The 21,425-nt window shown below is 58.4% G+C and carries 19 protein-coding genes and 1 pseudogene; 4 read left to right on the forward strand and 16 right to left on the reverse strand.

What is annotated here, in order from left to right; translation table 11 throughout:
- Positions 1-119: 119 nt before the first annotated feature.
- The 10 genes from DAEP_RS0113430 to DAEP_RS22730 form a co-directional block, all read right to left on the reverse strand.
- Positions 120-1,124 (reverse strand): LacI family DNA-binding transcriptional regulator, encoded by a 1,005-nt coding sequence (locus tag DAEP_RS0113430; protein WP_051337397.1) that lies wholly within the window; start codon positions 1,122-1,124, stop codon positions 120-122.
- A gap of 103 nt (positions 1,125-1,227) precedes the next feature.
- Positions 1,228-2,730 (reverse strand): aldehyde dehydrogenase (NADP(+)), encoded by a 1,503-nt coding sequence (locus DAEP_RS0113435; protein WP_027244992.1) that lies wholly within the window; start codon positions 2,728-2,730, stop codon positions 1,228-1,230.
- 1 nt (position 2,731) lies between these two features.
- On the reverse strand, positions 2,732-3,646 hold the full coding sequence (locus tag DAEP_RS0113440) for a dihydrodipicolinate synthase family protein (protein ID WP_027244993.1): 915 nt from the start codon (positions 3,644-3,646) through the stop codon (positions 2,732-2,734).
- Positions 3,647-3,648: 2 nt separating this feature from the next.
- Positions 3,649-4,824 (reverse strand): L-rhamnonate dehydratase, encoded by a 1,176-nt coding sequence (locus DAEP_RS0113445; RefSeq protein ID WP_027244994.1) that lies wholly within the window; start codon positions 4,822-4,824, stop codon positions 3,649-3,651.
- Positions 4,821-5,846, reverse strand: coding sequence for a 4-hydroxythreonine-4-phosphate dehydrogenase PdxA (locus DAEP_RS0113450; RefSeq protein ID WP_027244995.1), 1,026 nt, complete (start codon positions 5,844-5,846; stop codon positions 4,821-4,823). The genes DAEP_RS0113445 and DAEP_RS0113450 overlap by 4 nt, the downstream gene beginning before the upstream one ends.
- Positions 5,843-6,715 (reverse strand): YncE family protein, encoded by an 873-nt coding sequence (locus DAEP_RS0113455; RefSeq protein WP_245595091.1) that lies wholly within the window; start codon positions 6,713-6,715, stop codon positions 5,843-5,845. Before DAEP_RS0113455 ends, DAEP_RS0113450 begins: the two co-directional genes overlap by 4 nt.
- Positions 6,716-6,917: 202 nt before the next feature.
- The gene (locus DAEP_RS0113460) at positions 6,918-7,343 is read right to left on the reverse strand and encodes a GlcG/HbpS family heme-binding protein (protein ID WP_027244997.1); all 426 of its coding nucleotides are present in this window, start codon (positions 7,341-7,343) and stop codon (positions 6,918-6,920) included.
- A gap of 99 nt (positions 7,344-7,442) precedes the next feature.
- The gene (locus DAEP_RS0113465; RefSeq protein ID WP_027244998.1) at positions 7,443-8,420 is read right to left on the reverse strand and encodes a TRAP transporter substrate-binding protein; all 978 of its coding nucleotides are present in this window, start codon (positions 8,418-8,420) and stop codon (positions 7,443-7,445) included.
- Positions 8,421-8,437: 17 nt separating this feature from the next.
- Positions 8,438-9,718 carry a TRAP transporter large permease subunit gene (locus tag DAEP_RS0113470; RefSeq protein ID WP_027244999.1) on the reverse strand — a complete coding sequence of 427 codons (1,281 nt, stop codon included), beginning with the start codon at positions 9,716-9,718 and terminating at the stop codon, positions 8,438-8,440.
- A gap of 2 nt (positions 9,719-9,720) precedes the next feature.
- Positions 9,721-10,191, reverse strand: a complete 471-nt coding sequence (locus DAEP_RS22730) for a TRAP transporter small permease (protein ID WP_154665060.1) — start codon at positions 10,189-10,191, stop codon at positions 9,721-9,723.
- A 161-nt stretch (positions 10,192-10,352) separates the two neighbouring features.
- Between DAEP_RS22730 and DAEP_RS0113480 the strand changes: the two genes are divergently transcribed.
- Positions 10,353-11,378 (forward strand): LacI family DNA-binding transcriptional regulator, encoded by a 1,026-nt coding sequence (locus tag DAEP_RS0113480; RefSeq protein ID WP_027245000.1) that lies wholly within the window; start codon positions 10,353-10,355, stop codon positions 11,376-11,378.
- A gap of 38 nt (positions 11,379-11,416) precedes the next feature.
- On the opposite strand, the gene DAEP_RS0113485 is transcribed toward DAEP_RS0113480, so the two are convergent.
- From DAEP_RS0113485 to DAEP_RS0113510, 6 genes are all read right to left on the reverse strand, one after another.
- The gene (locus DAEP_RS0113485) at positions 11,417-12,571 is read right to left on the reverse strand and encodes a substrate-binding domain-containing protein (protein WP_027245001.1); all 1,155 of its coding nucleotides are present in this window, start codon (positions 12,569-12,571) and stop codon (positions 11,417-11,419) included.
- Between the two features lie 80 nt (positions 12,572-12,651).
- On the reverse strand, positions 12,652-13,779 hold the full coding sequence (locus DAEP_RS0113490; RefSeq protein WP_027245002.1) for an ABC transporter permease: 1,128 nt from the start codon (positions 13,777-13,779) through the stop codon (positions 12,652-12,654).
- 11 nt (positions 13,780-13,790) lie between these two features.
- Positions 13,791-14,552: an ATP-binding cassette domain-containing protein gene (locus DAEP_RS0113495; protein ID WP_027245003.1), complete on the reverse strand. Its 762-nt coding sequence runs from the start codon at positions 14,550-14,552 to the stop codon at positions 13,791-13,793.
- 127 nt (positions 14,553-14,679) lie between these two features.
- On the reverse strand, positions 14,680-15,726 hold the full coding sequence (locus tag DAEP_RS0113500) for a substrate-binding domain-containing protein (protein WP_027245004.1): 1,047 nt from the start codon (positions 15,724-15,726) through the stop codon (positions 14,680-14,682).
- Positions 15,727-15,748: 22 nt separating this feature from the next.
- Positions 15,749-16,768 carry an ABC transporter permease gene (locus tag DAEP_RS0113505; RefSeq protein WP_027245005.1) on the reverse strand — a complete coding sequence of 340 codons (1,020 nt, stop codon included), beginning with the start codon at positions 16,766-16,768 and terminating at the stop codon, positions 15,749-15,751.
- 11 nt (positions 16,769-16,779) lie between these two features.
- Positions 16,780-18,330 (reverse strand): sugar ABC transporter ATP-binding protein, encoded by a 1,551-nt coding sequence (locus DAEP_RS0113510; protein WP_245595092.1) that lies wholly within the window; start codon positions 18,328-18,330, stop codon positions 16,780-16,782.
- Between the two features lie 94 nt (positions 18,331-18,424).
- Here DAEP_RS0113510 and DAEP_RS0113515 point away from each other — a divergent pair, with 94 nt between their 5' ends.
- The 3 genes and pseudogenes from DAEP_RS0113515 to rsgA all read left to right on the forward strand — a co-directional run bounded on the left by DAEP_RS0113515 (position 18,425) and on the right by rsgA (position 21,373).
- Positions 18,425-19,468 (forward strand): LacI family DNA-binding transcriptional regulator, encoded by a 1,044-nt coding sequence (locus DAEP_RS0113515; protein ID WP_027245007.1) that lies wholly within the window; start codon positions 18,425-18,427, stop codon positions 19,466-19,468.
- Positions 19,469-19,544: 76 nt separating this feature from the next.
- Positions 19,545-20,286: pseudogene (locus DAEP_RS23620) on the forward strand (IS5 family transposase); the annotation flags it as partial.
- Positions 20,287-20,338: 52 nt separating this feature from the next.
- On the forward strand, positions 20,339-21,373 hold the full coding sequence (gene rsgA, locus DAEP_RS0113530; RefSeq protein ID WP_036760679.1) for a ribosome small subunit-dependent GTPase A: 1,035 nt from the start codon (positions 20,339-20,341) through the stop codon (positions 21,371-21,373).
- Positions 21,374-21,425 lie beyond the last annotated feature (52 nt).

Genomic DNA, 21,425 nt, shown 5'->3' on the forward strand with positions numbered 1-21,425 from the left:
GCCCTCCTCTGGCATTACAGGGGCCGTTTCTTCAAACTTCATTGGGAGCACTTTATCAGCTTTGTGACCGGTCACAATAGGGTTCAAAGCTGTATTTTTCAGGTATCTAAAAATCTACGTCAGAGGTTCTTCAGACTCGCGCGAAACTCTAGCACGGGTGGCAACGTGATGTGTTGGGCTGTCAGGGGAGATCTCTGTTTCTGGTCCAGGAGGCGAAGGATCAACGAGCCGGTTTCACGACCAATCGCAATGGGATCGACCCGCACGGTGCTGATCTCGGGCGAGGCAAAACGGGAGACCTCGAAATTGCCGAAACCAACCACAGAGACCTGTTCGGGCACGGCGACCCCGATGCTTTTCAACCGGCTCAACAGTCCGAAGGCAGGCATGTCAGAGACACAGAATATGCAATCGGTATCGGGGTATTCTTGCAGGATCTGATCTGCGGCTGCGACACCATTTTCTATCGACAAGGGCGGTGCGCCAAGACGGATCTCTTGATCGGGGTTCAGACCGGCCTCGCGCATCGCGCGTTTGAATCCGGCTCGCCTGGCGGCACCTCGGGTCCAGTCGTCGTCCTTTTCGCCCAGGAAAACGATCTTCCGAAAGCCGCGGGCCAAGAGCGCCTGCGTCATGTCATAGGCGGCACGTTTGTTGGAGAAGCCGACGGTATGGCCTATCGGGTGGGCCGGTTTTTCCCAGATTTCAACAATGGGGATCGAGGCGCGTTGCAGCAACTGGATGGTCTGTTCGGTGTGACCGTCATAGGACAAAACCATCGCTTCGGGACGGCGCCGCAGCATGGTTTCGACAAGCTGCTCTTCGCGCTCGGGTGAATAGGCGGTATAGCCCAAGAGCAATTGGAGCCGGCCCTGTTCAAGGACATCGGTCAGGGATTGCGCTGTCTGCGCAAAGTGCAGGTTGTTCAGCGAGGGCAGCAAGAGGCCAACAAACCCTGACCTCTTTGTTGTCAATGACCCTGCTACTTGATCCGGGACATAGTTCATGTCCTTGACAACCTTCAGGATACGCTTCCGCGTCTCGGAAGAAATCGGGCTATCCTTTTTCAAGGCACGGCTGACCGTCATTCTAGAGACACCCGCCGCCTTGGCGACATCGCGCATCGTGACGGGTCTGTGACCGGGTTTCCTGCTGTCCATCGCTTGCTGTTCTTCTCTGTTTCACGCAGAGACTAAAGCAGCCTAAACCCGGTCACAATCTTGCTTGTCACTCTCCGAGTTCGGAAGGCAGCAGGGCGCTCGGGATGTTCTGGTAGCTTACCGGACGCAGCCAACGCGCGATTGCCAGTGTACCGACCGAGGTCGCGCGCACATCGGTGCTGGCCGGATATGGGCCACCATGCATCATCGCTGAGCAGACCTCGACACCCGTTGCAAAACCATTTGCCAGAATACGCCCGGCCTTCTCTTCGGCAATTGGCATGAGCACCGCGGCCAGATCGGCATCCGCGTCATCCAGGTGAAGCGTAACGGTCAACTGGCCTTCCAGGATTTCGGCCAGTTCCACCATTTCTGCAACATCGTCGCACAGTACCATGATCCCGGCAGAGCCAAAGATCTCCTGTTGCAGGATCGGGTTCGCCATCCATTCCTTTGCCGACACCTTGAAAAGCGCAGGCAAGCCGGACCGCGCCGCTTTTGCTGTTCCACAGGCGGCCACTTCTTCTATCAGGCCGGCGACTCCCTTGACGCCACTCTCATAGGCCTTGTGGATTCCGTCAGTCAGCATTTTCTGCTCCGGTGTCTTGCGCAGCGCATCGACACAGGCAGCTTCAAGAGCCTCAGCCTGAGCCCCCTTGACCATGACCGCAATGCCGGGGTTGGTACAGAACTGTCCTGCGCCCATCGTCAAGGATGCAGCCCAGCCTGCACCGATCTCTGCGGCGCGGGCGTCCATCGCCGCCGGAAGGCAAAACATCGGGTTCACTGAGCCCAATTCACCATAGAAGGGGATCGGATGGGGACGCGCGTGGCACTGATCATAGAGCGCCCGACCGCCCGCCAGTGAGCCGGTAAACCCGACGGCCGTGATCTCGGGATGCTGGACCAGCGCCGCACCAACTTCGCGGCCGGAGCCTTGCAGCATCTGAAAGGTTGCCTTGGGCATGTTACAGGCAAGAATTGCCGCCTCGATCGCCTGCGCGACCAGATCGGCGGTCCCTGCGTGGGCACTATGGCCCTTCACGATGACTGGGCAACCCGCCGCCAGGGCCGAGGCTGTGTCACCGCCCGCCGTCGAGAAAGCCAAGGGAAAGTTCGAGGCGCCGAAGACCACGACCGGCCCGATGGCCTTGTGCGTCAGGCGCAAATCCGGGCGTGGCAATGTTGCGCGGTCCGGCAAGGCGCCGTCCCTGCGAATATCAAGATACTCGGTCCCTTCGATCAGGTCGGCAAACATCCGCAACTGACCTGTTGTCCGGCCGCGTTCGCCGATAAGGCGCATTTCGGGCAGACCCGTTTCCGCCATGCCAGTGCGGGTGATCTGATCTCCAAGCTTGTCTATCTCTTCTGCAATCGCGCGGAGAAAAGCTGCCCGCTCGCTCCGGGCGGTTTTGCTATAGGTGCGAAAATCGCGGCGCGCGGCCTGACAGGCCGCGTTCACCTGGGCCTTGGTCGCCTGAGCAAAGCTCTGCCCCGCCAGATCGGCGGAGTGCGCCACGTCGTCAGATCCGACCCAAACGCCGTCAATCAGGTTCTTTCCATGAAGCATTCTATTTCCCCCAGTTCAGGACCAGTGGGTCCAGAGGTCTCAAAAGGTCGATAAGCCGGGCCCGGATCGCCGGATGCAGGGGTTCGATCGGGTGCCGACAGAATTCGGATCGAATGACCCCGCCCTCGACCATGGCCGCTTTGCAGCTCTGCCATCCGCACTGGCGGTTTTCATGATTGATGGCCATGGCGACCCGGCCATAGGCCGCCGTCGCCTCATCCAGGCGGCCAGCATAGTAATGGGTGAGCACTGGCTTGATCTGATCAACGATCATGCCCGAGGTCATCGACCCCGTCGCGCCCGCATCCAGATCGGCCAGAAGCGTGATGGCTTCTTCACCGTCGAACGGGGCCTCGATGGCGGCCCCGCCCTGCTCTATCAGGGCGCGCAGCTTGTTGGCCGCACGCGGGCATTCGATCTTGAAGAGCCGCACCATGTCGATTTCCTGCGCCATCCTGACCAGCAGGGGAACCGGCAGATCGACGCCCGACAGGGGGGCGTCCTGCACCATGATCGGAATGCCGACCTCACCCACGGCCTTGAACTGGTCAAAAGTCTGCTGAGCGGTGCCCTTCAGCAGGGCGCCGTGATAGGGCGGCATCATCATCACGATGTCCGCGCCAAGGCTTTTGGCGTACCTGGCCCGTTCCACGGCGATCTGCGTGGCAAAGTGGCTGATGGTGACGATCATCGGCACCCGGCCCGCAACATGTTCCAGGCAGAGGCGTGTCAGGGTTTCGCGTTCCGCATCCGAAATCAGGAACTGTTCCGAGAAGTTGGCGAGAATACAGATCCCGTCGGCGCCCTGATCGATCAGGCAGTCGAGAACACGCTTCATACCGTCGAGATCAAGCGAGCCGTCATCGTGGAACGGCGTCGGCGCAACGGGCCATATGCCAGTATATCTAGACGACATGATTACTCCTGAATCTCAAAGCTTTTCAGATACTTGTCGGTGATCGAGATGCCGAGGCCCGGCGTGTCGTCATCCAGATCAAGGAAGCCGTCCACAGCGGCGGGATCGCCCTCGAAAATGTAGTAGAACAGCTCGTTTCCGACCTCGACGTCAAAGACCGGGAAGTATTCACTGATCATGCAATTCGCATTGGCCATGGTCAGGTGATAATTGTGCATCTGCCCGGCATGGGGGATGACAGGCACCTGGAAGGCCTCGGCGATGGCGTTGATTTTCTGCGCCGCAGTGATGCCGCCGACCCGGTTGGTGTCGTATTGCAGGACCGAAACGGCCTTCTTTTCGATCAGGTCCTTGCACCCGATCACTGAAAACTCGTGCTCGCCCCCGGAAATCGGCACGATGTTCATGGCGTTCAGTTCACGATAACCCTCGACATCGTCGGCAATGACCGGTTCCTCCAGCCAGCGCGGCTCGTATTTGACCAGCTTCGGCAGCATCCGCTTGGTGTAATCAAGGTTCCAGCCCTGATAGCATTCCAGCATCAGATCGACGTCATAACCGATCACTTCGCGCACGGCCTCGACCCGCTTGAGGTTCTCGCGCATCCCGGCCATGCCGTCCTTGGGGCCCCAGCCAAAGCGCATCTTGTAGCCGGGATAGTTGTTCTTCCTCGCCTCTTCGGCCTCTGCCTGCATGACGTCGATGGGGCCGGAGTAGAGCTTGGAATAATAGACCGGGATCTTCTCCTTGGTGCGCCCGCCGAGCAGCTTGAAGACAGGCTTGCCTGTCAGCTTGCCCATCAGATCCCAGATCGCCAGATCGACGGCAGAGATGGCGGTCATGCCGACACCCTTGCGACCCCAGGCATGGGAACGGCGGTACATTTTTTCCCAGAGATAGGCATAGTCGAACGGGTCTTCGCCGATCACCATGGGTGCGAACCAGTCGTCGATGGCCTTTTTCACAACCGTGGGCGCCAGGGCCGCGTTGCCGATGCCGATGGTGCCGTCATCGGTTTCGACCTCGCAGGTCAGCCACTGGTGAAAACGGAACGAGGACATGGCGTCGCCTTTGTCCCAAAGCACGTCCGAGGCATTGGTGCAGAAATTCCCGGTGGGTGGCACGGTCGGGCCGGTCCAGTTCCAGACGCGGGTACGTACAGATTTGATCTTGGTCATAGAGTGTCTCCTTGCGCCGCGTCGCGGTCGGCGCGGTGGGTTTTTGCCATACGCACCAGCAGGTCAAAGGCCTGACGGGTTGCGCCAACATTTGCTTTGTTCAGTCCTGCGATATCGAAGGCGGTGCCATGGGCAGGGGTCGCGACAGGGATCGGCAAGCCGCCGGCCAAGGTGACCCCCCGCTCAAATCCCATCAGTTTGATCGCGATCTGACCCTGGTCGTGATACATGGTCACAACCGCATCAACCTCGCCCCGTTTTGCCTTGAGAAAGACCGTGTCAGACGGCCAGGGCCCAGTGACATCCAGTTGCTTTTCCTGAGCCTGTCTGACAGCGGGTTCGAGAATATCTATCTCTTCCCGGCCAAATTTCCCGTTGTCTCCGGCATGAGGATTAAGCGCCGCCACAGCGATCCTTGGGCGGGCTTTCCCGGCTTTGCGCAGGGTGTCATTGGCGAGGTTCACCGCCCGGAGGATGCCTTCTTGGGAGATGTTGGCGGCGACATCCTTCAGTCCGATGTGCGAGGTGACACGGGTGGTCATCAGATCGTCAAGGACGTTGATTTCAGAATGATAACCCGCAAAGCCAAGATAGCGGGCCATGTATTTGTGTTCATCCTCTGCATTCAGCCCCGCAGCGGTCATCGCCGCCTTATTGAAGGGGCCAAAAAGCACCCCATCCACCAGCCCCGCCTGCGCAAGGTCGAGCGCCTTTTCGAGGCAACGCAACGAAGTCGTGCCACCGGCAACTGTCACTTCTCCGATGCTGATCTCGCTCGGGTCAATGGTCTGCATGTTCAGATGAGCCAACCCGGTCTGAATTGGAATGGCGCGCGGATCAAGGGTGTTCAACGGCACCTCTTGCCCGGCCTGGGCCGCACCCTGCTCCCAAAGATGGCGATCCCCCACCAAGAGCACGTTGGCCGCCTCAAGAACGCCTTCGTCATTCAGCAGCTTGGCGATCAACTCCGGTCCGATGCCCGACGGGTCGCCCGGTACGATGGCAATACGAGGTTTGCTCATGCGTTTACCTCCCAATGTTTGGAAATTCCTTCCGGGAGGATAACCATCACATCTGGTTCTTTCCCGGTGTCAAAGGTTTGAACAACTTCGAAAGTGTCGAGGTTGAACCGCTGCACCTGCTCGCAATCGATAGCGATATAGGCATAGGCAGCTTCGTCATCGATGCAGAGCGCCAGCGGGTTCGCCGGGGTCTTCTGTTCGTGAAGCATTTCACCGGTGGCTTCGTCGAAGACGCTAAATGAGCCGCCGTGATGGTTCATGGTCACAAGGCGGTTGCGCTTGGAGTCATAGTAGACGCGGCAAGGATCTTCCGGGGTTGGAAAGATGCGCTGAACCTGCAGCGTCTTGGTGTCCACCACCGCAACCGTGTTGGAAATCCGCTGCGATGTATAGAGTACACCGGCCTCTTCGCGCAGGCAGCGCCCCTCCGGTTTTACACCGGTCTTGATCGAAACCGGGGTCCGGGTGGGATCATAGGGATCAAGAACCGTTACATCCCCGGATTTGAGGTTCATCGAATAGGCGGTTCGACCGTCGCTTGTAAGAGCAAAGAGATGGGGCTTCTCGCCGCCGACAGGTGTCACATGGTCCCAGCCTTGATCAAAGGCGCGTGGGTTTTCCTTGACCAAGAGATGCCCGGTCCATTCCGACAGGACGTAAAGACGGCCCTGTGCATCCAGGTTGATGCCATGGGGGCGTGCGTGCTCCCCCAGATCATAGCGGTGCACAACCTCCTGTTTGCGGATGTCGATGACGATCACCGAGCGGCCGTCCGTTCCCTCAACGCCCGAGTTCTGGACGCCGTAATGCCCCACATAGGCATAGCGGTTGTCCTGATCGACGACAAACTCATGGGGAAATTCCGGCAAGGCCAGGCGTCCCTGTAAGGCGCCGGTTTCAGTGTCATACCAACTGACACAGTGGCTAGATTTCTCGATGAGCATCATGGTTTGAGACATGAAATCTCCTGACTTTCGAACTTGTTATCGGTCACATCGTTTTGAGCCAGACGGGGCGTAGTCAATCACTGCCCACGTTGTATTGCCCGTAGTGACCGCAGTATGATTGCCCTTAGGCGAATTCCGTTTCCGCCCCGATTGCAGCCAATGCCGCCTTTGCGACGGCGATATCCTGGTTGCCGCTGCCGGAACCGACGCCGATGCCCCCCAGCAATGTAGACTCGCTGATAATCGGAAGCCCGCCGGGCAACCCGGTGACATCGCCTCCCGTCGCGCTCGCGATGAAGGGGCGGACCGCTTCGGGAATGTTTGTGGTCGGCGCGCCAATGGAGGAAGCCGTCAGGGCCTTGCTCCGTGCCGATTTCCGGCTGAGGAACTTGGCGCCTGACATGCGCACCTCGGCCAGCAATTCGCCGCTCGCATCGACAATGACGATGCACTGCGGCTGGCCGATCTTTTCGGCCTCGGCAATGGCGGCCTCAAGCATTTTCATTGTGCCCTTGTGCGTCAAAGCCCGGGTCTTGATCGTGTTTTCCATTTTTCCGCCTATTGCGAAGGGTCCGCACAGACCCGCATGAGTTTCATGATAGAGCCGAGACAGAGCCCGCAGCCTGCGGGCTCTGCGTCTTCCGGCCGATTACTTGGACGCGGCCAAGATTGCCTTGATCAGGCCGTCGCCATGCTGCTCGACAAAGCTGTCCCAAACCGGGGTGATTGCCGCCTGGAAGGCTGCACCATCGACATCGTCGTTAACGGTCATGCCGGCTGCTTCGAGATCGGCAATCATGCCATCCTCTTTCTCGATGCTCAGTTTGCGCTCAAGGTCTACCGCTTCTTTTGCGACCACCAGAACGATCTTCTGTTCATCGTCCGACAGACCTTCAAAGGACTTGAGGTTCATCGCCAAGGCCAGCGGGGAATAGGCATGACGGGTCATGCTGAGATATTTCTGGACCTCGTAGAACTTGAAGGACAGTGTCACGCCGATCGGATGGTCCTGCGCATCCACCACGCCGGTTTCAAGGGCGGTGTAAAGCTCGGCCACCGGGATTTGCTGCGGGTTGGCATTAAGCTCGGCGAACATGTCATTCAGCGCCTTGGAGTTGTTCACCCGCATTTGAAGCCCGGCAACATCGGCTGGCGCTTTGATCGGGCCGCGGTTGTTGGTCATGTTGCGGTAACCGTTTTCGGGAAAGCCAAGCCCCTTCAGGCCAAACTCGGCCATATCTGCCAGCACGCCCTTGCCGACTTCTCCGTCAAGAACCCGGTAAGCCGCATCACGCGTCGGGAACATGAATGGCAGCGTGAAGGCTGCGGTTTCAGGCAATAGGCCGGAATAGTTGTTCAGACCCACCATCGAAATGTCGATGATGCCTGCCCGCGTTCCGTCAATCATTTGCGCGTCATTGCCCAACTGGCCCGACGGAAAGATATTGACCTTGATGCTCCCGTTTGAGCGGGTTTCGACCTGCTCTTTGAAGAACAGCGACATTGTTTGCTGAAGATCGGTCTCTGGCGCCGCATGGGCCAGCTTCAGCGTCGTCTCGGCGGCGGCGGCAGAGAGGCTCATGGCCATGGCCGCGGCGGCGCCTGCAAGCAGTTTAAAGGTGTTCATTGGGTCTCCTCCGGTTGTTATCCGATGATGAACTTCATCGGAGTGATTATGATGTTTGGAAAAACGACAAAGAGAGCGAGCAGCACGAGATAGGCGAGGATGAAGGGCGCAACGCCCTTGACCGCAGCAGACATCGGTACCCGTCCCACGCCGCACACGACATTCAAGACGTTCCCCACAGGCGGTGTGATCAGACCGATCGAGGTGTTGATGACGAACATGAGGCCGAAATAGACCGGGTCTATACCGGCCAGCTTGACCACCGGCATCAGCAAGGGCACCAGGATCAGCACCGTCGGGGCCAAGTCCATCACCATGCCGACGGCCAAAACGATCAGCATGATCACCGCCATCAAGAGACGCGGATGGTCGACCAGCGGCCCAAGCATCGCGGCAAGCTGCTGTGGCAGCTGTGCAATCGTGATCAGCCAGGCTGCGACCATGGCGCACCCCACAAGGAACATCACGATCGCCGTCGCCCGCCCTGCGCTCACCAGCACTTGGAACAGAGATTTCAAGTTGAGTTCACGATAAACCAGTGTCGAAATAAAAATGGCGTAAACCGCGGCCACAACCGCTGCTTCGGTTGGGGTGAAGACTCCGAAGCGAATGCCGCCAATGATGATCACCGGCAATAGCAAGGCCCAGAACCCTTCTTTGGCAGCAAGCATCCTTTCACCCGCGGTAGCGCGCGGCGCAACCTCGAGATCTTCCTTGCGCATCAGAACGCTCCAAACCAGGACCAATGTCAGCCCCATCAAGAGCCCTGGCACGATCCCGCCCAGGAACAGGCTCTTGATCGAAATGCCGCCAGCGACACCGATAAGGATCAAAGGAAGGGAGGGTGGAATAACCGGCGCGATGATACCACCTGATGCGAGCAATCCCATCGAATGGCCCTCCGGATAGCCTGCCTTCTTCATCATCGGATAAAGAATACTGACCAATGCAGCGGCATCGGCCACCGCAGATCCTGACAGACCGGCAAGCAGGATCGAGGTAAAGATCGCCACATATCCCAAGCCGCCACGGCGATGCCCGACAAAGCTTGTAGCTAGGCGAACGATCCGTTGCGACAGCCCGCCGGCGGACATGACTTCACCAGCGACCAGGAAGAAGGGGATCGCCAGCAAGGGGAAACTATCAACCCCGTTGATCAAGGATTGAGCAAGAATATCGGTGCTGAAAGTGTCCAGTTGGAACATCAAGGCAATCGACGCCAGCAAGAGCGCGAAGGCGACAGGCAGTCCGAGAAAAATCGAAATCAATAGGACGCCAAGGAAGAGAGCAAGGGTCATGTTCACTCCCCCAAATCTTGGCGGAAGGCATCGAAGGAAAAAATGCGAACAACCGAGATAAGGATCATCAGCGCCCCAGAGAGAGCCCCGGCGAGGTAGAAGAGTGCCGAGGGCAAACCGGTCAATTGGGAGATGTTCCCCCAATTCGCGTTCATCTGATTGAAAGATCCGACGAACAGCATCGAAACACAGACCAGGATAACAAACCAGCCGATCCGGCGCAGCGCAGGCACAAGACGCGGGAACAGGGTCTCGGAGAATTCAGTCACGGCCAGATGTTCATTTCGGCGCAGCGCAACGACTGCCCCCATCATGACGACCCACACTAGCCCCAAGCGGGAAAGCTCCACCGAAGGCCGAAGGCTTGATGAGAAGCCATAGCGTAAGACGACGTTCGCAAAAACCAGACTGATCATGCCAACAGTCAGCCCGGCTATGATCCAATCCAGACTTTTCCAAAGCCAGTTCAACATGTGCATCGGCCTCCCCACCAACCGCGTTTTGGACACCCTGACGCCCAAGGCGCCTGTGTTGCTGCGATGAAATCGCAATTTGAGTTAACGATAACCCAATATGGCTTAAGGTCAATACGATATTGTAGTATCCTTTTTACAAAGGCAGATGGGCAGGGGTTATGAGCGTGGCAAAAAACAAGAAAATCAGTAACAAAGTGACCCTTTCCGACGTCGGCGAACTGGCCGGCGTGAGCGCAATGACCGTTTCCAAGGTTTTGCGCGGCACCGGGCGAATCCCCGAAGAAACCCGTAAACGGGTCCGGGTTGCGGCCCAAGAGTTGGGCTATGTGACCAATCAGCTTGCCAGCCTCCTGGCCGGGGCGAGCAGCAATATGGTCGGGGTGCTTATCCCGACAGCCCGCGACGTGGTCTATTCGGACATCCTGAGCGCCATCAACTCCGAACTTCGCCCCGCCGGGCTGCGGACTTTCATTGGGGAAAGCTACTTCGATTCCGAAGTGGATTTCGAACAAGTCTCTTCTTTTCTTTCGATACGCCCCGCCGCGCTGATCCTGCATGGCGGGATCATCAGGAAAGCCGAGACGCTCAAGCTTTTGAAGAAACAACATTGCCCCGTCATTCAAATCTGGGATGTCGAAAACACCGACTTTGACATCAGTATCGGCCCCTCGCACGTGGAGGCGGGCCGTCTGATGGCAGAGCACTTTCTTTCTCTTGGGCTGGAACGGGTTGGCTACGTTGGCGCCGAGATGGAACTGGACATCTGTGCAGCAGTGCGTGCGAACTCTTTCGAGCGCACCTTGAATGCCCATGGCGTGCAACTGATCCGCTGCGTGGCCGAGGACCTTCCCCGTCAGGCAGAAGGTGGAGAGATCCTGACCCGGCGGCTGCTGGATCATTACCCAACCATTCAGGGGATCCACTTTCTGAATGACGCCATGGCCTTGGGCGGGATGCGGGTCTCTTTCGAAAGAGGCATCTCTGTGCCGGATCAGCTCAAGATTGGCGGCTTCAACGCAACCTCTTATGTCCATTCGGTGCGCACCAGACTAACCACCATCAGCATGTCCTATCAAAACATTGGTCGCAAAGCAGCCAAGGGCGTCATTGCCCTCTACTCCGGTGAACAGGTGCCCCATATCCAGGTCGAGCCGATCACCCTTGAACGTGGAAACTCCACCTAAGGTCTGTGCGGGGGCGGGATAATCCCGCCCCGACCCTCTTAGCGTTCCAGAGCGCCAGCCCCCGAGAACCGGAATGCCTCCGTCTCCAGGGCATCGATCTCTGCGGCCGACATCTGGTCATGAGCGACAGTGATGCGCCCCAGGAAAACAAAGGGCAACTCATCGGAGCGTCCTTCCAGATGCGCCTTGATCGACTCTGCCGTGGCCGCACCAACATCATCACCCATCCGCATCGGGGTTGCGTCAAGCTCTCCGCGGCGGATCGCATCAAGCTCCAGGCCGGTGCCACCCCACCCGGTCGAGAAGATTTCCTTCTCTTTGCCCATGGCGACCTGCGCCTCGACAGAGCCCATGGCCATGGCCGTGTTGGCGTTGTGAATGACAGTGGCTTCGGGATAGGCTTGCATGATCAATGAGGTCCCATCAAAGCCCCCTTCCCGCTGATACTCGCCATAGTGTTCATAGGCCGTCGTCCAGTTGCCCTTTTCCTCGACGCAAGCCTTGAAATCGCCAGACCGCTGGTCGTCGGTGATCCCCGGAATCCCGCGGTTCATCGCCATGGTCACATCATTGCCCAGCCGCCCCAGCATATAATCGCACATGGTCAAGGCCCCGGCTGCCGAGCTGAAATCGAACCAGCCGTCTGGTTGGTTTTTCAGATCCTTCAGCGGTGTATGGAAAGCCCAGACAAAGGTAGAAAAGCCATCACTGCTCGCCATTTTGTCGATATTGTCCGCTTGAATCGCCAGTTCGGAGGGACCAAAGATCACGAAGTCATAAAGATCGGCATCCTGCACCACCTGGTTGGCATAGGTTGATTGCAACGAATGTTCGATCTGACGGCTTGCGAATTCGGTCGTCTCAAACTGAATGCCCAGATCTTCCAGGCGCTTGGTCATGGCGATGTAGTTCCGCGCCCAAAAGTCGGACGTATCAGCCGACGGATAGATCAAGGCGATCTGGATGGGCTTTGCCAGCGTCCCGGAATAGGGTACGGCCTTGGCACCGACGACCGCCTGCAAGGCTTCCAGCTTGCCCTCGGCGTTCACCTCACCCGGAATCCAGTAGTCCCGGTCTTCGATGCCGGGCAATTCCAGCAGGGGCAGCTTGGTTTGGGCGCCATCGGCCAGGGCTACTGAAGAAATGGCACAGAATGCGCTTGTCGCCAGCAGTAGTTTGTTGAATCTTTTCACGGTAAGTCCTCCCTTTCGCGAAAATTGTGGAGTCTTGCAGGTGCGCCCGAGCTCCTACCTCGGGCGCACCACCCTGATCCTTAGCCAGTTGGCTTGGGATCGGTTGCCAGTCCGGCCCCAAGTGCCAGCAACAGGATCAACAGCCCGATAAGCAAAGCTGCGAAATTCATGAGTTTTTGCGCTTCGGATGTCCGCAGACCCGCCAGCACGCTTCGTGCGCCATCGCGGTCTTTCTTCTGCATCCAGGTGTAAAGCGCGACAGAGCTGACAATCACCGCGCCCGATGCAACAGATTGCCAGAAGAACTCGATCCGCAGAGTCACCAGGGCATTGATCATCATCGACAAGAGCAGAACACCCGCCAGCGAACCCAGCATCGAGGCCCTCCCGCCAAAGAGCGAAGTCCCCCCAACAACAACCGCCGCAATGACATGCAGGTTGAAATAGGGCGCTGATGTCGCCTGAATCGCGTTGAGCTTGCCGGTCAGCATCACCCCGGCCAGCGCGGCACAGGCGCCCATCAGAACATAGGCATAGATCTTGTGACGATTGACGGCGATGCCAGTCATCTCGCTGGCCTCGGGGTTCGAGCCGATCGCAATGGTGTAGCGGCCAAAATGGGTTCTGGTCAGTGCCCAATAGCCCAGTGCCATCGTCAACAGCCCGATCACCACCGGCACCGGGATGAAGCCAGGGATCTGACCTCGGCCTATTTCGGTGATGAGATCCGGGAAGCGGGCCAGAACCAGACCCTTGGCGATGACCAGCGCAAGCCCGCGATAGACAAGGTCCATCGCCAGGGTGCCGATGAGGTCAGGCACCTTGAAACGGGTAATGATCAAACCATTGATCAAGCCCATCGTCGCACCCAGGACAATGGCCAGGGGCATTGCCACCCAGGCTGGAAACCCATACTGTTTGATCAGAAAGGCCATAAGAATGCCCGAGAGGGCCGCGATGGAACCTATCGACAGGTCAATCCCCCGCTGCGTAATCACAAATGTCATGGCCATCGCCATGGGCATGTAAAGTGCTGCATCCAGCAGGATCAGGTTCAGGTTGGACAGGCGGAAATAGCGCGCCGGCTCTGCAACCCCCATGAACATCAGAATGGCAAAGATCATGACCATGGGGCCGATGATCGCGAGATAGGGTTCAAGCCGCTCTATGAAGGCTTTGTTTTGCGGGTTCGTTGTTGTGAACGTCATTATCTCTCTCCTCAGGCGGCGGCGTCTTGCGCGCCGACGATGAGGCCAAGGACCTCCTGCACCGAACTTTGGGCGGTTTTCACAACGCCCACAGCACGGCCCCGGCGTTGCACATGCACCCGATCGGCCACCTCGAACACATCATCAAGCGAATGGCTGATCAGGATCACAGCCAGCCCCTGATCGCGAAGGCTCTTGATCAGTTTCAGGGTTCGGGCGGTTTCCTGCGGGCCCAGAGCCGCCGTCGGCTCATCCATCACCAGCAGCCGCAGATCCTCGTGATAGACGGCACGGGCGATAGCGACGGCCTGGCGCTGACCGCCAGAGAGGCTGTCGGTCTGCACATCCATTGACCGCAGCCTGACACCAAGGCGTTCGTCCAGAATGCGGGTGGCCTCGGACTTCATGCGCAGGTTGTCCAGCATCGGAATGCCCAGGACACGTTTGATCAGTTCGTTGCCCAGGAACATGTTGTTCGCCGGTGTCAGATGATCGGCCAGCGCGAGGGTCTGGTAAACGGCGTCGATACCCACCTTGATCGCGTCCGAGTGGCTAGACATCTCCAGCCTATTGCCATCGAGGAAGATCTCGCCTTCGGTGGCCTGGTAGACCCCAGTCAGTATCTTGATAAGGGTGGATTTTCCGGCACCGTTGTCTCCGACAATGGCCAGGACCTCCCCAGAGTAGGCTTCGAGGTCCACGTCTTGCAGGGCCGTCACGCCCCCGAACCGCTTTGTAATTCCGCGCATCCGCACCAATGGCTGATCGCTCATATCTTCTCCCCCGCGCATAGCTCCGCCAGGCCGGGCCATGGGCCGACGAACGGGCTTGCGCTAATTCGTTTGCGTTTTGGCGGCTCTTTCCAGGGACATCAGGAGAGAGCCGCCTTTGGATCAGGGCCTAGTTGCCCCAGATCGCCTGATAGGCCTGACGATAGGGACTATCGGGGTCGAACTGGTTTGAATCGCCCAGCTTCTCCAGACCGTCTTTGGTCACCAGAGCAGGTGTTGTGACGTAGCCCGAGCATGCCTCGCCCTGGATGGCGCGGTTCAGCTCATCAACCAACTGCCAACCTTGCAGGTTCAGCGGTTCCGCCACGGTGATCGCCTGGTAGTTGCCAGAGCGAATACGCTGGAACGCCGCCTCGGACCCATCACCAGCGGACCCCGCCTGAGGACCATCCACGCTCTTGATCCCGGCCGACGCAAGGGCAGGCCCCATGAAGTCGAAATAGAGATCGTTGATCGCCAGTGCATGTGTCCACTGGTCACCGTATTTCTGAAGCAGGCTGGTTGTCAGCGGCCCCATGCGGGACGACGTATCCGCGATCGGCGTATCGACATATTCCAGAACTGTACCGCCCATCGCTTCGATGGTTTCCTTGATGCGGTCAGCCTTGTCGATGGCGATCTGATAGGTGCTGTCGGTAAAGATCACGGCGCCAACATTGCTGCCGCCTTCCTCCATCGCCCATTTTGCGGCGACCTCGGAAACGGTCATCGCATCGGTTGAGACATTCGCAAAGATGCCGCCGGGCGCGTCACAGCCAATCTTGGGGCCAGAATGCCAAGCCACTATCGGGATGCTGGCGCTCACGACACCTTCAAGTGCTGCCTGTTGTTCAACCGCATCAAACCCGTTGATGATGATGCCATCAGGCCTGAGCGCCATGGCCTGGCCGATGGCCGCGGTGCGCCCCTGAATCGAACCCGCTCCGTCGAGTATGCGCAGCTCCCATCCGATGGCCTCGACGGCTTCTTGCACCCCGTTGGTAACCCCCAGAATGCCGCCATTCTTCAGGTCACCGGCAACAACGACAATGGATTTTCCCTCTGCTGCCGCTGGACCCGTGGTGGGGCCGTCAAAGGGTGTTTCTGCGAAAACCGGTACACCCAGACCGGAGAGTAGTGCGGCAGTTGATACCGCCATGAAAGTCCGTTTAAGCATAATCTCCTCCTTATGCTTGGCTTCACTTTTTGGCGCCCTTGCGCCGTTGGGCGTAACCGGCAATGCCAATCGCGACCAGCAAGGTTACGCCGTTGAACATCGGTTCCACCCAGAAGGAGCCACCGAATTGTTGAATGCCAGAGATCCCCACCGCCAGGATCGTTACACCAATGATGGTGCCCCAAACGTTCACCCGCCCGGGTTTGATTGTTGTCGAGCCCAGGAAAGCCCCGACCAGTGCGGGCAGCAAAAACTCCAGTCCGACCGAGGCCTGACCGATCCGCAGCTTGGATGCCAAGAGCACACCGGCAAAGGCGGTGATGAAACCGGAGGACATGAAGGCGCCGATCACAAACTTGCGGGTAGGAATGCCATTCAGCTGGGCCGCACGCTGGTTCGCGCCGATAGCGTAAAGATAGCGGCCAACCGGCGTGTATTCGAGCACCAGCCACATGGCGACGGTTATCCCCAGCACATAAAAACCGGTGATCGGCAGACCAAAGACAAAAGTGCCGTTGATCGCATAGAAACTGTCAGGCAGCGCTCCGACCATCTGGCGCCCGCCGGTGTGCCAAAGGGCCAGGGCATAAAGGACGGTTCCGGTGCCCAGGGTCGCGATAAAGCTGTCGATCTTGGCCACTTCCACGAGCAGGCCGTTCAGGAAACCGGTCAGCAAGCCAAGTGCAAGCACTAGCGCAACGGCGATAGGCCAGGGCAGACCGTAAAGAGTTTGCAGGGAAATCGCCAAGATATGCCACAGCACGATGCCGTAACCGACCGTCAGGTCGATACGCCCGGCCGCCATGGGGATCATCGCCCCCAACGAGAGCAGCGCGATAATCGCCTTGTCGGAAATAATCGCCCGAAGATTCAGGATCGTCGGAAAGGTGTTCGGCAAAAGAACCGAAAAGAGCAGGATCAGAAACGCCGTCAGAATAACCAGACCATAGACAGGCAGAAGCCTGAGGAGTCGCGTGCGCGAACTGGCATTCTTCAACTCGGCTTTGGTCGGTTCGAGGGCATTGGATTCAAGCGATTGCATGGGTTGGTTCCTCAGTTCGTCGCCACGTTTGACGCGGATGCAACCTGGATCAGGTTTTCAGTTGTCAGTTCAGTTCCGGTAAGCTCGCCGGCGATTTTTCCTTGGCTGAAGACGATGGCGCGATGGCAAATGGCCGCCACCTCTTCGAAATCGGTCGAAACCACGATGATGCCCACACCCTCTTCCAGGGCGGTGTTCAGCAAAGCGTAGATTTCCGCCTTGGCGCCCACGTCCACTCCGGCAGTCGGGTCTTCACAGATCAAAAGCTGTCGTTTGGTCTCAAGCCACCGGCCGATGACAACCTTTTGCTGATTGCCCCCAGAGAGGCTTTCGATTGCCATGCTTTGATCATTCGGAGACAGGGCCACGTCTGAACCGATCTGTTCCGCCAGTGCCGTCTCTTGCCGTGGGGTCAGGAAAGAAAAGAGCGAACGGCCCACAGCCGCAGGGTTCAAAAAGGTGTTCTCACGAATGGTCAGGGACATGGCAACGGATTCAGCCGTACGATCCCTGGCGACCAATCCGATGCCCGAATTCAAGGCCCCCTGCGGCGAGGTCAAATCAGGCACCTGCCCATTTAGCGAAACCGACCCAGAAAAGGGTTCGCAACCAAACAGGGCGCGCGACACATGCTCATGCCCGGCCCCCCGCAGCCCCACAAGACCGATGATCTCATTCCGGTGGAGTTTGAAATCAACCGGCCCGGCGGCATCGACCTGCAACTCTTGCACTTCCAGAATGGTATCGCCCGGCGCGGCCTGAGGCTTGAGCACCTGCCGGGTCTTGCGGCCGACGATCATGAAGACCAGCTCTTCCGGGGTCGTATGGCTGATGCTCCGCATCCCGACCAGTTCACCATCCCGCAGCACTGCGACCCGATCGGCGATTTGAAAAATCTCATCCAGACGGTGGGACACATAGATCATCCCGACGCCTTGCTGCTTAAGCGGTCGCAGCGCCTCGAACAGTCTTTCGACCTCATCGGCCGGAAGCGAGGCGGTTGGTTCATCCAGAACCAGAAAGTCGCACTCCACCGCCAGGGCCCGTGCAATCGCCACCAGAGACTTTTCCGTTCTGGACAGATCCTGCACACGGGTCGTGGGATCGATATCGCAGCCCACCTTGTCCAGCGCCTGCTGCGCAAAGACTTCCACCGACCGCCAATGGATCAACCCCGCCTTCTTGGAATACCCCAAGGCAAGGGCAATGTTCTCGGCCACGGTCATCCATTCGATCATGCCAAGATCCTGATGGATAAAGGCCACCGATTGGCGCTCGCCAAAGCCACCGGGGCGATGCTCGTAGGCTCGGCCGTCGATCAGGACCCGGCCTTCGTCAGGTTTGTGAATGCCGCCGAGAATTTTGATCAAAGTAGATTTACCAGCCCCGTTTTCTCCCAACAGGGCAACGATTTCTCCGCGCTCGATATTCAGCGAAACGTCGCGCAACGCATAGGTGCCGCCAAAGTGCTTTTGAATGCCATCAAAGAACAGATTGCTCTGCAAAGCTCCTGACACGTGCAGTCCTCCCCAGTGAAAAGATAACTCGATGCTCTCCAACACCCTCGTTGAGTTACCCGTAACGTTCTGTTAGCATTCTTCCGAAGCTTGGACCTGTCAACACAAAAGGGTTACCCGTAACCTAAATTTAATCCAGATGAGCAGAATCCTTAATAAATCGAATAAAAACAGCAAAGTAAGCCTTGCGCAGATCGCTAAGGCGGCCGGTGTGTCCAAGATGACGGCAAGCCGCGTCTTGCGGGACGAGGGCGGATTTTCCGAGAGTACCCGCGCCAAGGTCATGGCTGAGATAGATCGTCTTGGGTACGTTCCGAATCGCCTCGCAACGGTTTTTGCAGGGGATCAGCGCTCCACCTTTGTTGGCGTTTCCATCCCTGAACTGGGCAACGAAATCTTTGCCCAGGTCCTTGAAGGGATCGACAGAAAACTGGGGGCCTTTGGGCATCAAACCGTCCTGGGGATGACCGAGCACGCACTCGAACAGGAAGAGAAATGGATCGAAACCGTGCTCTCCTGGCAACCGGCGGGCCTCATCGTGACGGGGCGCTCCCACACGCCGAAATCAATCCAGCTTCTTAGCAGCGCCGGTATTCCGCTGGTTGAAATCTGGGATTTCAATTCCAGCCCGCTGGATATGTCGGTTGGGCTGAACCACTTTGATAGCGGCTACAGCATGGGGCGCTACCTGACGGGTCTCGGGTATCGGAAATTCGGCTATGTCGGCACTTCGCACGATACCGCAAATGCCGCCAGTGCCCGCTTGGCGGGATATGCCAAGATGATTGGCGATTCAGCGGGTTCGTTGAAGAAGCAACTCCTCCTGAAAGATGCGCCGGGGTTCTATACTGGCTACTATGGCACCGAACAGCTATTGGCCGCGAACAGCGATGTTGAGGTAATCTATTATCAGAATGACAATATGGCCGTTGGCGGTTTGCAATATTGTCAAAAGCGCGGGCTCTCCATCCCGGGCGATATCGGCATTGCGGGCTGGGGAGATCTGCCGATCGCTTCAATTCTACCCTATCGGCTCACCTCAACCGCAGTCCCCCACCTGCGGATCGGCATGATCGCGGCTGAAATGGTTCTGTCCCAGATCAACGGCGAGCCGCGCCGAAGGTCTCAGGACGTTGGTTTCACTCTCATTCCCGGTTCAACCGTCCGATCCCAATTGGAGTAGAGGCTCTGACCCCGGCTTTGTTGCGTGAATGCCCCGGGGGGATTCATCTTGTGAAGCCAGCATCGCAGCTGGCATCATGGGCAGACCCATGCCGCCGAGCCGCAAGACCAAGAACTGGCCGGCCTACAACGAAGCGCTGAAGAAGCGTGGCTCGCTGACGATCTGGTTTGACCCGGACATGGCGCGGGTGCCGGCACCCAACGGCAAGCGAGGCAGGCAGCCGCAGTTTAGCGATGCCGCCATCCGGACCTGCCTCTCCATGAAGGCGCTGTTCGGCATAGCGCTGCGGCAGACGGCGGGGTTCGTAGACAGCCTGTTGCGCTTGGTTGGCCTCGACCTCGGTGCCCGGCTTTAGCACGCTCAGCCGCCGGCAAAGACCCTCGCCGTCAACATCCCGTATCGGGGCTCCAAGGGCCCGTTGCACCTGCTGATAGGCAGTACCGGCATCAAGGCAGAGGGCGAAGGCAAATGGCACGTCCGCAAGCCTCCTCTCGCACATGCGATGCATGTGCTGCCGGGCAGCGGGTGGTCCGAAACGCCGCTTGTGGCGCAAGATCCACATCCACTGCCCCGGCAGGCGATTGCGAAGCAATCTGCCGAAAGGGGGCGTCGATGAGCAAACGCTGGAGATCCGGGCCATCGAGATCACCGGTAGCAATACCGGCGACGCGCCCATGCTGCCCGAACTACTCAGCCAGATCCCGGCTGATGCGGAGATCGGCCCGGCCGCCGGAGACGGGGCGTGTGACACGTGCAAATGTCATGATGCCATCGCCGATCGGGGCGCCCATGCCGTCATTCCGCCCCGCAGGAATGCCAATCAAGCTGAAACACTTGCCCTGAACGTCCAATAACATCATTCAGTGTGTTGTGGAAAAGCAAGACCATCATATCCCCGCACCTTTGTACGCTCTTGGCTGGACACCCGCCTTGCAAAACCAACTTGGCCCTGATGACGCAGGCCTTGAGCCGATGAGGGTCTCTTCGGTGCATCGGTCGAAGATAACGGCGTTCTCTGTTGGCGGGCGGGCAAAACTGAGCCTGCCTGCGGGGATGACAACCGCCAGTTTCGCCGTGGGGGATTGGGTTCTGGCCGACCCTCAAAGTCATCAAATCTCCCGCCTACTGGACCGCCATTCGCTGCTGCAACGTAAGACCGCCGGGGCGCGGCAGCTGCAACTGATCGCAGCCAATGTGGATACAGTATTTATCGTCACTTCTTGTAATGACGATTTCAATCCTGCCCGCCTGGAGCGCTATCTGGCCCTGACCAACCAAGCAGGGACTGGCGCCGTGATTGTTTTGACCAAGGTGGATCAGACACCTGATGTGGCCAAATTCCAGCGCAAGGCCGCGGCGTTGCAGCGGGGATTGCAAGTGGTCTCGATCAATGGAAAGTCACGGGACGCGATTGCCGCCCTCGCTCCTTGGTGTCACGCCGGACAGACCGTGGCGCTGATCGGATCATCCGGTGTGGGCAAGTCGACGCTGTTGAATACGCTGGCCCACAAATCCGAAGATGACGCGCAGGCAACGGGCAGCATCCGCGAAGATGACGCAAAGGGAAGGCATACCACCACGTCCCGTTCACTACACACAATCGAAGGCGGCGCGTGGGTGATCGACACGCCCGGAATGCGTACCTTGCACGTTAGCGATTTATCGACGGGTCTCGATGAGCTTTTTGCCGAGATCACGGAGCTGGCCCCCGATTGCCGATTTCGCGATTGCACTCACACGCATGAACCCGGCTGCGCGGTGCAATCCGCGGTCGCGGCGGGGAAGCTGGATCCCGCGCGTCTCGCGCGGTGGAGTAAGTTGAGGAATGAAAACAAGCAGAATACGCCCATAGTGACCGGCGCGCGCGGGAACAAGAGAACCTCGGCGCGGGGTCGTCGGCGCTGAGCCTGAACTTGGGTAAGTCTCTTTGAACGAAGAGAGCTGCTCGTTTCCAGAC

The sequence above is a fragment of the Leisingera daeponensis DSM 23529 genome, from assembly GCF_000473145.1.
GTDB lineage: Bacteria > Pseudomonadota > Alphaproteobacteria > Rhodobacterales > Rhodobacteraceae > Leisingera > Leisingera daeponensis.

Coding starts and splice junctions, on each gene's coding strand:
- DAEP_RS0113460 (WP_027244997.1), bottom strand. CDS start 7,343: ATGGAAAACACGATCAAGACCCGGGCTTTGACGCACAAGGGCACAATG.
- DAEP_RS0113495 (WP_027245003.1), bottom strand. CDS start 14,552: ATGAGCGATCAGCCATTGGTGCGGATGCGCGGAATTACAAAGCGGTTC.
- DAEP_RS0113505 (WP_027245005.1), bottom strand. CDS start 16,768: ATGCAATCGCTTGAATCCAATGCCCTCGAACCGACCAAAGCCGAGTTG.
- DAEP_RS0113515 (WP_027245007.1), top strand. CDS start 18,425: ATGAGCAGAATCCTTAATAAATCGAATAAAAACAGCAAAGTAAGCCTT.
- DAEP_RS0113490 (WP_027245002.1), bottom strand. CDS start 13,779: ATGACGTTCACAACAACGAACCCGCAAAACAAAGCCTTCATAGAGCGG.
- DAEP_RS0113430 (WP_051337397.1), bottom strand. CDS start 1,124: ATGCGCGATGTCGCCAAGGCGGCGGGTGTCTCTAGAATGACGGTCAGC.
- DAEP_RS0113445 (WP_027244994.1), bottom strand. CDS start 4,824: ATGACCAAGATCAAATCTGTACGTACCCGCGTCTGGAACTGGACCGGC.
- DAEP_RS22730 (WP_154665060.1), bottom strand. CDS start 10,191: ATGTTGAACTGGCTTTGGAAAAGTCTGGATTGGATCATAGCCGGGCTG.
- DAEP_RS0113465 (WP_027244998.1), bottom strand. CDS start 8,420: ATGAACACCTTTAAACTGCTTGCAGGCGCCGCCGCGGCCATGGCCATG.
- DAEP_RS0113480 (WP_027245000.1), top strand. CDS start 10,353: ATGAGCGTGGCAAAAAACAAGAAAATCAGTAACAAAGTGACCCTTTCC.
- DAEP_RS0113435 (WP_027244992.1), bottom strand. CDS start 2,730: ATGCTTCATGGAAAGAACCTGATTGACGGCGTTTGGGTCGGATCTGAC.
- DAEP_RS0113440 (WP_027244993.1), bottom strand. CDS start 3,646: ATGTCGTCTAGATATACTGGCATATGGCCCGTTGCGCCGACGCCGTTC.
- DAEP_RS0113500 (WP_027245004.1), bottom strand. CDS start 15,726: ATGCTTAAACGGACTTTCATGGCGGTATCAACTGCCGCACTACTCTCC.
- DAEP_RS0113470 (WP_027244999.1), bottom strand. CDS start 9,718: ATGACCCTTGCTCTCTTCCTTGGCGTCCTATTGATTTCGATTTTTCTC.
- DAEP_RS0113450 (WP_027244995.1), bottom strand. CDS start 5,846: ATGAGCAAACCTCGTATTGCCATCGTACCGGGCGACCCGTCGGGCATC.